This is a genomic window from Paracoccus binzhouensis, assembly GCF_016446475.1.
Lineage (GTDB): Bacteria > Pseudomonadota > Alphaproteobacteria > Rhodobacterales > Rhodobacteraceae > Paracoccus > Paracoccus binzhouensis.
Genome location: NZ_JAEHFP010000036.1, coordinates 29565 through 40741 on the forward strand (window position 1 = coordinate 29565; position 11177 = coordinate 40741).

The following is an 11177-nucleotide window of genomic DNA, read 5'->3' on the forward strand; positions in this document are numbered from 1 at the left end:
GCACCCGACATCAGGGAACGGCACCCGGCTTCTTCGTTCTTCAAATACTCCTGCGAGCGCGACGCCGGGCCCGCCGCCGCAAGTCGTCACACCACCATGTCGTCGCGATGGACCAGCGCGGCGCGGCCGGGATAGCCCAGGATGGCCTCGATCTCGTCGCTGCGATGGCCGGCGATGGCGCGCGCCTCGGTCGAGGAATAGCGCACGAGGCCGCAGGCCAGCCGCGCGCCGCTGCCGTCCTGCACCAGCACCGGGTCGCCACGGCCGAAGCGGCCCGAGATGGCGGTAACCCCGGCCGGCAGCAGCGACTTGCCCTGCCCCAGCGCCCGCGCCGCGCCGGCATCGACGGTGATCTCGCCCTTGGGCTTCATCGCCGCGATCCAGCGCTTGCGCGCCGCCTGCGGGTCGGTATCGGGCAGGAACCAGGTCACGCGCGCGCCCTTCGCGACGGCCGAGAGCGGGTTCAGGACCGAGCCCTCGGCGATGGCCATGGCGCAGCCGCCCGCCACCGCCGTGCGCGCTGCCATGAGCTTGGTCTTCATGCCGCCCTTGCTGAGGCCCGAGACCGGGTCGCCGCCCATGGCCTCGATCTGAGGCGTGATCTGCTCGACGACGGGCAGGTGGCGGGCGGTCGGGTCGGTCTTGGGATTGGCCGTATAGAGCCCGTCCACGTCCGAAAGCAGCAAGAGCTGGTCGGCGCCGCAGGTCACCGCGATCTGCGCCGCCAGCCGGTCGTTGTCGCCGAAGCGGATCTCGTCGGTCGCCACCGTGTCGTTCTCGTTCACGATCGGCACCACGCCGAGGCCCAGGAGCGTCTGCATGGTGGCGCGGCTGTTCAGGTAGCGGCGCCGGTCGGTGGTGTCGTCCAGCGTGACCAGCAGCTGCGCTGTCTTGACGCCATGCGGGGCCAGCGCCTCCTCATAGGCGCGGGCCAGCTTGATCTGGCCCACTGCCGCCGCCGCCTGCGACTGCTCGACCCTCAAGGGGCCGGCCGGCAGGCCCAGCACCTGCCGCCCCAGCGCGATGGCGCCCGAGGAGACCAGCACCACATCCGTGCCCCGCGCCCGCGCCTGCGCCACGTCGTCGCAAAGCCCGCGCAGCCATTCGGCGCGCAGCCCTGCGCCGTCCACCAGAAGCGCCGAGCCGATCTTGACCACCAGCCGCTGCGCGCGGCCGAGTTCCGGCGTCACGGCTGCCACGGCTTGTCTTCCCGATCCTCGGCCGGCTTGCGCGAGGGGGCGATCCGCGACCAGAGCGCGCGCAGGACCTCGGTCACGCCTTCGCGCGAGACGCCGGACATCAGCAGGACCGGGCCGCCGATCTCGGCCTCGAGCGCCGCCTTGCGCTCGGCCAGCGTCTCGGGGTCGAGCGCGTCGATCTTGTTCAGCGCCGTCACCCGCGGCTTTTCCGCCAGCGCCGGGGAATAGGCTTCAAGCTCGGTCAGGATGGTGCGGGCGTCCTGCGCCACGTCCTCGGCGGTGCCGTCGACCAGATGCAGAAGCACGCGCGAACGCTCGACATGGCCCAGGAACTGATCGCCGAGGCCCCTGCCCTCGCTTGCCCCCTCGATCAGGCCCGGAATGTCGGCCATGACGAACTCGTGCCCGTCGATGCCGACCACCCCCAGGTTCGGGTGCAGCGTGGTGAAGGGATAGTCGGCGATCTTGGGCCGGGCATTCGACACAGCCGACAGGAAGGTGGATTTCCCGGCATTCGGCAGCCCCACCAGCCCGGCATCGGCGATCAGCTTCAGCCGCAGCCACAGCGTGCGCTCGACCCCCGGCTGGCCGGGATTGGCGTGGCGCGGCGCGCGATTGGTCGAGCTCTTGAAGTGCAGGTTGCCGAAACCGCCATTGCCGCCCTTGGCCAGCAGCACCCGCTGCCCGGGTTCGGTCAGGTCGGCGATCACGGTTTCCTGGTCTTCCTCGAGGATCTCGGTGCCGACCGGCACGCGCAGCACGATATCGTCGCCCGAGGCGCCGGTGCGCTGCGCGCCCATGCCATGGCCGCCGGACCTGGCGAAGAAATGCTGCTGGAAGCGGAAGTCGATCAGCGTGTTCAGCCCATCCACCGCCTCGGCCCAGACATCGCCGCCGCGGCCGCCGTCGCCGCCATCCGGCCCGCCATATTCGATGAATTTCTCGCGGCGGAAGGACACGCAGCCGGCGCCCCCGCCGCCCGAGCGGACATAGACCTTGGCGAGATCGAGAAATTTCACGGGGCGGCATCCTTGCGGCGGAAATGGGGCAGAGGGTGGGATACGCGCTTGGGCCATTCGGTTCAAGGGCGCGCTGCCGGGACGGCGTGACTTTCCCTCGTGCCTCTGGCTAGATGGGCCGGCGACGAACCTGTGGAGACGCCATGCCGGTCCTGACCTATGCCACGCTTTTCACCGCCATCACCCTGGAGGTTGTCGGCACCACCTTCCTGCAACGCAGCGAACAGTTCACCCGGCTGGTGCCCACGCTGCTGATGGGGCTGTGCTACGCGGCCTCGTTCTATTTCCTGTCGCTGGCGCTCAGGGCCATGCCGCTGGGCATCGCCTATGCGATCTGGAGCGGACTGGGCATCGTTCTGGTGTCGCTGATCGGGCTTTTCGTCTTCGGCCAGAGGCTGGATTTCGCCGCGGTGCTCGGGCTGGGCATGATCGTCGCGGGTGTCGTCATCGTGAACCTGTTCTCGGGCAGCGTGACGCATTGAGCCCGATCCGCCCTTAACATTCCGGCAATCGCGGTTAGATAATGTCGGAATGGAGGGCCGCGATGATCCGCTTCGACAACAGCTACGCCCGGCTGCCGGAAGGCTTCTTCACCCGCACCCGCCCGACGCCGGTGCGCGACCCGAAACTGGTGGCGCTGAACCGGCCGCTGGCCGAGCGTCTCGGCTTGGATGCCGACTGGCTGGCAAGCCCCGAAGGCGTGGCGATGCTGGCCGGCAATACCCTGCCCGAGGGGGCCGAGCCCATCGCCCAGGCCTATGCCGGCCATCAGTTCGGCGGCTTCGTGCCACAGCTGGGCGACGGCCGCGCGGTTCTGCTGGGCGAGGTGGTGGCCCCGGACGGCGCCCGCTTCGACATCCAGCTGAAGGGCGCAGGGCCGACGCCGTTTTCGCGCCGCGGCGACGGGCGGGCCTGGCTGGGCCCGGTGCTGCGCGAATACCTGGTCAGCGAGTTCATGGCGGCCTTCGGCATACCAACCACCCGGGCGCTGGCCGCGGTGACCACCGGCGAGACGGTGATCCGTGAAACCTTGCTGCCCGGCGCGGTGCTGACCCGCGTCGCCGCCAGCCACATCCGCGTCGGCACCTTCGAATTCTATGCCGCGCGCGGCGACCGCGAGCGGCTGCAACTCCTGGCCGATCACGTCATCGCCCGGCACTATCCCGATGCCTCGGGCCCCGCCGATCTGCTGCAGCGCGTGGTCGAACGCCAGGCCGCGACCATCGCCGGCTGGATGGCGCTGGGTTTCATCCACGGGGTGATGAATACCGACAACATGTCGATCTCGGGCGAGACCATCGACTACGGCCCCTGCGCCTTCATGGACGGCTACCGGCCCGACAAGGTGTTCAGCTCGATCGACGCCCATGGCCGCTATGCCTGGAACGAGCAGCCGAACATCGCCGTCTGGAACCTGGCGCAATTCGCCAGCTGCCTGGTGCCGCTGATGGGCAATGACGACGCGGCGGTGGCCGAGGCAACGCGCATCGTCCACAGCTTCCCGGACCTCTATCAGGCCGAATGGCTGAAACGCTTCGCCGCCAAGCTGGGCATCGCCGCGCCGCGCCCCGAGGATCGCGCGCTGATCGAGCGGCTGCTCACGCTGATGGCGGCCGAGGAGGCGGATTTCACCCGCAGCTTCGCCGGCCTCCCGGATGGCCGCGCGCGCGAGGAATTCAAGGCGCCCGAGCAGTTCGACGCCTGGGCCGAGGGCTGGCAGGCGCGCATCCGCGACCTGCCGGACGCCGCAACGGTCATGGCGCGCGCCAATCCGCGCCGCATCCCGCGCAACCACCGCATCGAGGCCGCCATCGCCGCCGGCCGCGAGGGCGATTACGCGCCTTTCCACGCGCTGGACACGGCGCTGCGCGCGCCTTTCGAAGACCGGCCGGAATGGGAGCCCTACGCGCTTGCCCCCGCGCCCGAGGAGATCGTCCGCCGCACCTTCTGCGGCACCTGAGCAGCAGCGAAAGGCCCCATGTCGAAAAGCCCCGACCGTCTGAGACTGGCCAGCTATAACCTGCACAAGTGCCGGGGCCTGACCGGCCCGCATGCGCCCGAACGCAACCTTGCCGTCATCGCCGAACTGGGCGCCGACGTGATCGCCCTGCAAGAGGTGGATTTCCGCTTCGGCGCCCGGCCCGAGGCGCTGCCCCGCAAGCTGATCGAAAAGACCACCGGCATGGTCCCCGCCCCGTTCGTCGGCACCGGCGAGAATTCGCTGGGCTGGCACGGCCAGACCATCCTGTTGCGGCCGGACCTGCGCGACAAGGCCGAGATCCGCCGCCTGCCGCTGCCGGGGATCGAGCCCAGGGGCGCCCTGGTCCTGCGCCTGCCCGGGCTGACGGTGGTGGCGGTGCATCTGGGGCTGATCCGCTCGTCGCGCCGCGCGCAGCTGGCGCGCATCATCGCCCAGGCCCGACGCATCGGCCATGACCGGCTGGCGCTGACCGGCGATTTCAACGAATGGCACGATTCGCGCGGGCTCGAGGCACTGGAGGCGCTGCGCGTCGTCACCCCCGGCCCCAGCTGGCCCGCACCCTTCCCGCGCCTGCGCTATGACCGCTTCGCCGTCTCGCGCAGCATCGAGGTGCTGGATTGCGGCGTCCTCGACAACGAAACCGCGCGGGCGGCCTCGGACCACCTGCCGGTCTGGGCCGACCTGGCGGTCAATGCGCATGAGGAAGTGCCCTGCGGCTATCACCCGGCGCGCATCACCTCGCGCATTCCCGGCCAGGACGGGGTGGCCGGGGCAGAATGACGCTTTCCCGCCCCGCCCCCGTCGGCTAGACAGCGACCAAACTCGTCAGGAAGAGGGACGCAGACATGACGGCCATCATCGACATTTTCGCGCGCGAGATCCTGGACAGCCGGGGCAACCCGACGGTCGAGGTCGACGTGACGCTGGAAGACGGCACCATGGGCCGCGCCGCGGTGCCCTCGGGCGCCTCGACCGGCGCGCATGAGGCGGTCGAGAAACGCGACGGCGACAAGGCCCGCTACCTGGGCAAGGGCGTGCTGGAAGCCGTCGCCGCCGTCAACGGCGAGATCGCCGAGAACCTGATCGGCGAGGATGCGACCGAGCAGGTCGCCATCGACCGCATGATGATCGAACTGGACGGCACCCCCAACAAGGGCCGGTTGGGCGCTAACGCCATCCTGGGCGTGTCGCTGGCGGTGGCCAAGGCCGCGGCCGAGGCCTGCTCGCAGCCGCTTTACCGCTATGTCGGCGGCGCGGGCGCCCGCGTGCTGCCGGTGCCGATGATGAACATCATCAACGGCGGCGAACATGCCGACAACCCGATCGACATCCAGGAATTCATGATCATGCCGGTGGCGGCGGAAAACATCCGCGAGGCCGTGCGCATGGGCTCGGAAGTGTTCCACACGCTGAAGAAGGAGCTTTCGGCCGCGGGCCTCGCCACCGGCGTCGGCGACGAGGGCGGTTTCGCGCCGAACCTCAGCAGCACCCGCGATGCGCTGGACTTCATCCTCAAGGCCATCGAGAAGGCCGGCTACCAGCCCGGCGACGACATCATACTGGCGCTGGACTGCGCCTCGACCGAGTATTTCAAGGGCGGCAAATACGAGATGGCCGGCGAGGGCAAGTCGCTGAGCCCGGCCGAGAACGTCGCCTACCTGGAAGCGCTCTGCGCCGACTACCCGATCCTGTCGATCGAGGACGGCTGCGCCGAGGACGACTGGGAGGGCTGGAAGCTGCTGACCGACACCCTCGGCGGCCGCGTGCAGCTGGTCGGCGACGACCTCTTCGTCACCAACCCGGCCCGGCTGGCCGAGGGCATCGCCAAGGGCTGCGGCAACTCGCTCTTGGTCAAGGTGAACCAGATCGGCACGCTGACCGAGACGCTGGACGCGGTGCGGATGGCGGATCGCGCGCGCTATACCTCGGTGATGTCGCACCGCTCGGGCGAGACCGAGGACGCCACCATCGCCGACCTGGCCGTGGCGACGAATTGCGGCCAGATCAAGACCGGCAGCCTCGCCCGCTCGGACCGGCTGGCGAAATACAACCAGCTGATCCGCATCGAGGAAATGCTGGGCGCCACCGCCGAATATGCCGGAAAATCCATCCTGCGCGGCTGAGCCGACGGCATCGGAACGCAGAAGGGCGGCCCCGCGCGGTCGCCCTTTTCATACCCACCAGCGATGCGTCAGCGCGAAGGCGCCAAGCGCAAGCCGGCGGCGGAATTCCGAAGGCCCGGCCCCGGCCAGCGCCTCGATCCCCCGCGGCGCCGTCTGCAACACGGTCCGCACACCTGCGCCGGCAAACAGCACCGGCGCCAGCCGGCGCGGCACATGGCGACGCTGCGCCCTGGCCTCGGCCAGCCTCGCCCTGGCCTTGTCCGCGATCCCGGCAAGCACCTGGGGCGAAGCGTCCCAAAGCCCCAATCCCAGCCCCTGCAGGGCCGGCAGCGCCGCCAGCCAATGCGCCAGCCCGACGCCCTCGGCCTGCGCGGCGATGACGCCCGCCGCCTCCGGATTACAGCGGCCCAGCCCAGGGCCTCGGCCGCGAATTGCGCCAGCGGCACCGCCGTCCCCCGCACATAACCGGCGACGGCATCCGGCCCGTCCAGCGGCTCGCGCGCCGCATCCCGGCGGCGGCCTTCGGCCAGCACGGCGAAGGCGGCGGCGCGCGGCCCCCAGGCCTCGGCCAGCGGCGTCAGCAATTCATGCGCTTGCGGCTTGCCGGCGCCGATCTCCTCCAGCCGCTCGATCCACCATTGCAGCCGCATCTCGGCGATCAGCGGCTCGGCCGAGGCCAGCGGCGCCCGCGCCAGTTCCAGGTTCAGCGCATAAAGCGACATGAGCTTCGGCCGTGCCTCGGCCGGCACCAGCAGGCAGATGCCGAACCGGTCGGGATCGTGGTCGCGCAATGCCTGGGCGCAGTCGTCAAGGCTCATGCCGGCGCCACCCTGTCGCGGATCAGCTTCCAGCGGATCGCATCGACCAGCGCCTCGAAACTGGCATCGACGATATTGGGCGACACGCCGACGGTGGACCAGCGATTGCCATGGCCGTCGGCGCTGTCGATGATGACCCGCGTCGTCGCCTCGACCCCTTCGCCGGTGATGCGGACGCGGAAATCCACCAGATGCATGTCGTCGATGGCGGCCTGATAGGGGCCCAGATCCTTGGCCAGCGCCCGCCACAGCGCGTTGACCGGGCCGCGATCCTGCCCCTGCTCGTCCATGCTTTCGCTGACCGAGAGCATCCGCTCGCCGCCGATCTGCACCACCACCACCGCCTCGGACACCGAGATGCGTTTCCCCAGCGCGTTCCGGCGCCGCTCGACGGTGACGCGGTAGCGCTCGACCGAGAAGTAGTGCTGCATCCGGCCCAGTTCGGCCAGGGCCAGCAGCTCGAAACTGGCCTGAGCGCCGTCATAGGCATAGCCGTCATCCTCGCGCGCCTTGACCAGATCGAGGATGCGCGCCAGCGCCGGATCGTCGCGGCCGACCTCGATCCCCGCCTCGGCCAGACGGGCGCGCAGGTTCGACTGCCCGGCCTGGTTGGACATCGGGATGATGCGCTCGTTGCCCACGGTGGCCGGATCGACATGCTCGTAGGTCGCGGGATTCTTCAGGATGGCACTGGCATGCAGCCCGGCCTTGTGGGCGAATGCCGAGCTGCCGACATAGGGCGCGGCGCGGCTGGGCGCGCGGTTCAGGATCTCGTCCAGCCGGCGCGAGATGCGCGTCAGCCCGGCCAGCCCCTCGGCCGAAATCCTGGTTTCCAGCGCCGAGCGATAGGGCTCCTTCAACAGCAAGGTCGGGATCAGGCTGGTCAGGCTGGCATTGCCGCAGCGCTCGCCCAGGCCGTTCAGCGTGCCCTGGATCTGGCGCGCGCCGGCATCGACAGCGGCCAGCGTGCAGGCCACGGCATTGCCGGTGTCGTCGTGGCAATGGATGCCCAGCCGCTCGCCCGGGATGCCGCCGGCGATCACCGCCCGGGTCACCTGCCCCACCCGCTCGGGCAGGGTGCCGCCATTGGTGTCGCACAGCACGATCCAGCGCGCCCCCGCTTCCAGCGCCGCATGCAGGCAGGCCAGCGCATAATCCGGGTCTTCGGCATGGCCGTCGAAGAAATGCTCGGCATCGAACAGCGCCTCGCGCCCCAAGGCGACCAGATGCGCGACCGAGGCGCGGATATTGTCGAAGTTCTCCGCCAGCGAGATCCCCAGCGCCTCGCGGACATGGAAGGGATGGGTCTTGCCAACCAGGCAGACGGCGCGGGTGCCGGCATTCGCCACTGCCGCCAGCACCTCGTCGTTCTCGGCCGAGCGGCCCGCGCGCTTGGTCATGCCAAAGGCGGTCATGGTGGCCCGCGTCGCCGGCGCCTGGGCGAAGAAATCGCTGTCGGTGGGATTGGCGCCCGGCCAGCCGCCCTCGATATAGTCCACGCCCAGCCGGTCCAGCATCTGCGCGATCTCGGCCTTCTCGGCGGCCGAGAACTGCACGCCCTGGGTCTGCTGCCCGTCGCGCAGCGTGGTATCGTAAAGGTAAAGGCGCTGGCGCGTCATCGGGGCGGCCCCTTCAGCTGGCTGATATTCGGTTATTCGGGCAGTTTCGCGGCGTCGAAATCCGGGCCGGGCAGCAGTTCGACCCCGGCCGGGCCCATCCTGACCTCGACCCCGGCGGCAAGCAGGCGCTGCTTGAGCGTATCCACGGCCGAGAAATCCTTGCTGGCCCTGGCCTCGGCCCGCAACGCCGTCATGCGCTCGGCCCAGGGCGACAGGTCGGGGCCTGCGGCGATCCAGCCGCCCAGTTCCTCGGTCAGCAGCCCCAGCATCCGCGCGCCGGCCAGCAGCCCGGGCGCATCGCCCTGCCCCGCCATCTCGTGCAGGGCCGCGATCGCCCCCGCGGTGTTCAGGTCGTCGGCAAGCGCGGCCAGGACGGCGGGGGCCGGGCTTGGCGCGGGACGGGTGCCCGCGACAAGGCCGCGCCACTTGCGCAGCACGGCTTCCGCCTCGCGCGCCTTCTCGGCGGTCCAGTCCATGGGCTTGCGGTAATGCGTGGACAGCAGCACGAAGCGGATCACCTCGCCCGGGATGCCCTGATCGAGCAAATCGCGGACGGTGAAGAAATTGCCCAGGCTCTTGGACATCTTCTTGCCCTCGACCTGCAGCATCTCGTTATGCAGCCAGACGCGGGCGAAATCCCCGTGCGGATGCGCGCAGCAGCTTTGCGCGATCTCGTTCTCGTGATGGGGGAATTGCAGGTCGATGCCGCCGGCATGGATGTCGAAGCTCTCGCCCAGCAATTCGTAGGACATCGCCGAACATTCGATATGCCAGCCCGGGCGGCCGCGGCCCCAGGGGCTGTCCCAGCCGGGCAGCTCGGCATCCGAAGGCTTCCACAGCACGAAATCCATCGGATCTTCCTTGAAGGGCGCGACCTCGACCCGCGCCCCGGCGATCATGTCGTCGACCGAGCGGCCCGAGAGCTTGCCGTAATCGGCATAACTCCGCACCCGGAACAGCACATGGCCGTCACGCGCATAGGCATGGCCGCCGGCGATCAAGGTCTCGATCATGCCGATCATCTCGCCGATATAGTCGGTGGCGCGCGGCTCGTGATCGGGGCGCAGCGCCCCCAGCGCGTCCATGTCGGCATGATACCAGCCGATGGTCTCATGCGTGCGCTCGCGGATCAGGTCCTCGAGCGTGCCGGGGGCGCCCGCCTCCTTGCGGGCCAGGGCGGCGGCGTTGATCTTGTCGTCCACATCGGTGAAGTTGCGCACATAGGTGACGTGATCCGCGCCGTAGACATGGCGCAGCAGCCGCACCAGCACGTCGATCACCACCACCGGCCGGGCATTGCCCAGATGCGCGCGGTCATAGACCGTCGGCCCGCAGAGATAGAGCCGCAGATTCCGCGGGTCGATGGGCCGGAAAAGCTCTTTCCGCCGCGTCCTGGTATTCGTCAGCCTGATCTCGACCATGACTTCCCCTTTGCGGGCGTCAACTGGTCACCGTGAACCGCCCGCCTGAATTTTCAGCCGGTAATGATGCAGCGGATGGTGGCGGTTCCTGCCTTCATGCGCCCGCCTTAACGCATTGCCTTGCCTATGCCAAGAGAGGCTGCGACACTTGCTTCATGAGCCGCGAACTGGTCAACGAGATCTGCGCCGCGCAGCCCGGGGCCGAGTGGTCGGATCCCTGGGGCGGCGGCCATGATTGCTGGAAGATCGGCGGCAAGACATTCGCGGTGACCGGCACGGCGGGCACGCATGTTTCGGTCAAGACCGACAGCGCCGAGATGGCCGAGTTCCTGATCGAGACCGGCGTGGCCGAGCGCGCCGCCTATCTGCATCGCAGCTGGGTGGCGCTGCCGCTCGATTCGGCCCCGGACGAGCTGGCGCATCGCATCCGCCATTCCTATCGCCTGGTGCGCGGCAACCTGCCGAAGAAGGTCCAGGCGACGCTGCCGGCGCTGTGAGAACGGGCGGGGGCGAAACCCGGCTGGCGATGGTCAGGTAACGAAAATGGCCGGCCCCGAAGGACCGGCCGGCGGCAGGGGACCGAGCGACCGGGTCCCTGCCGTTCCCTTCAGCCCCGGCTCAGGCCGGGACCTGCGAGGCGAGCTGCTGCAGCAGCGCGTCCATCTGCTTGCAGAGCGCGTCCTCGCTGGTGCCCTTCTCTTTCGCGGCATCGGCCAGGGTGCGCTCGACGCCCATGGCGGAAACCGTGCCCTCCTTGCCCTTCGCCTCGGCCGCATCGCCCTTGGCGGTGTCGCCGGCCGGGATCATCGCCAGAAGCTTGGTCTGGGTCTCGACCGCCTTGCCGTCGATATAGCCCTTTTCCTGGCAATAGCTCAGGACACCCAGCTGGTTGCGCGCGCTTTCATAGGCGGCGCCGCTGTCCTGGGCGGCCGGGGCAGCAGCGGGCGCGGCGGCCGGGGCCTGGGCAGTGGCCGCGGGCGCACCCTCGGCCGGCGCC

11 protein-coding genes are annotated in these 11177 nt (G+C 69.5%); 5 read left to right on the forward strand and 6 right to left on the reverse strand.

Translation table 11 applies throughout. The features are described from left to right. Nucleotides 1-86: 86 nt before the first annotated feature. Nucleotides 87-1199, reverse strand: coding sequence for a glutamate 5-kinase (proB, locus tag I9P22_RS10520; RefSeq protein ID WP_199259432.1), 1113 nt, complete (start codon nt 1197-1199; stop codon nt 87-89). Continuing rightward, a complete protein-coding gene (obgE, locus tag I9P22_RS10525) occupies nt 1187-2218 on the reverse strand; it encodes a GTPase ObgE (RefSeq protein WP_199259433.1) in 1032 nt (343 codons plus the stop codon). The genes proB and obgE overlap by 13 nt, the downstream gene beginning before the upstream one ends. 143 nt (nt 2219-2361) lie before the next feature. On the opposite strand from obgE, the gene I9P22_RS10530 reads away from it, so the two are divergent. From I9P22_RS10530 to eno, 4 genes are all read left to right on the forward strand, one after another. Beyond that, the gene (locus tag I9P22_RS10530; protein ID WP_199259434.1) at nt 2362-2700 is read left to right on the forward strand and encodes a DMT family transporter; all 339 of its coding nucleotides are present in this window, start codon (nt 2362-2364) and stop codon (nt 2698-2700) included. Nucleotides 2701-2762: 62 nt separating this feature from the next. Beyond that, entirely contained in the window at nt 2763-4178 is a 1416-nt protein-coding gene (locus tag I9P22_RS10535; protein ID WP_199259435.1) for a protein adenylyltransferase SelO, read from the forward strand. Between the two features lie 18 nt (nt 4179-4196). Further along, nucleotides 4197-4979, forward strand: a complete 783-nt coding sequence (locus I9P22_RS10540; RefSeq protein ID WP_199259436.1) for an endonuclease/exonuclease/phosphatase family protein — start codon at nt 4197-4199, stop codon at nt 4977-4979. 65 nt (nt 4980-5044) lie between these two features. Further along, a complete protein-coding gene (eno, locus tag I9P22_RS10545) occupies nt 5045-6322 on the forward strand; it encodes a phosphopyruvate hydratase (protein WP_199259437.1) in 1278 nt (425 codons plus the stop codon). Nucleotides 6323-6390: 68 nt separating this feature from the next. On the opposite strand, the gene I9P22_RS10550 is transcribed toward eno, so the two are convergent. The 3 genes from I9P22_RS10550 to cysS are packed head-to-tail and all read right to left on the reverse strand — an operon-like array spanning nt 6391 to nt 10180. Beyond that, on the reverse strand, nt 6391-7140 hold the full coding sequence (locus I9P22_RS10550) for a squalene/phytoene synthase family protein (protein ID WP_233253319.1): 750 nt from the start codon (nt 7138-7140) through the stop codon (nt 6391-6393). Next, nucleotides 7137-8759 (reverse strand): citramalate synthase, encoded by a 1623-nt coding sequence (cimA, locus tag I9P22_RS10555; protein ID WP_199259438.1) that lies wholly within the window; start codon nt 8757-8759, stop codon nt 7137-7139. Before cimA ends, I9P22_RS10550 begins: the two co-directional genes overlap by 4 nt. A 32-nt stretch (nt 8760-8791) precedes the next feature. Further along, complete coding sequence (gene cysS, locus I9P22_RS10560) at nt 8792-10180, reverse strand: cysteine--tRNA ligase (protein WP_199259439.1); 1389 nt, start codon at nt 10178-10180, stop codon at nt 8792-8794. Between the two features lie 155 nt (nt 10181-10335). Between cysS and I9P22_RS10565 the strand changes: the two genes are divergently transcribed. Next, nucleotides 10336-10677: an MmcQ/YjbR family DNA-binding protein gene (locus I9P22_RS10565; RefSeq protein WP_199259440.1), complete on the forward strand. Its 342-nt coding sequence runs from the start codon at nt 10336-10338 to the stop codon at nt 10675-10677. A 121-nt stretch (nt 10678-10798) separates the two neighbouring features. On the opposite strand, the gene I9P22_RS10570 is transcribed toward I9P22_RS10565, so the two are convergent. Next, the coding region (locus I9P22_RS10570; protein ID WP_199259441.1) for a pore-forming ESAT-6 family protein at nt 10799-11177 on the reverse strand (379 nt) is incomplete at its 5' end.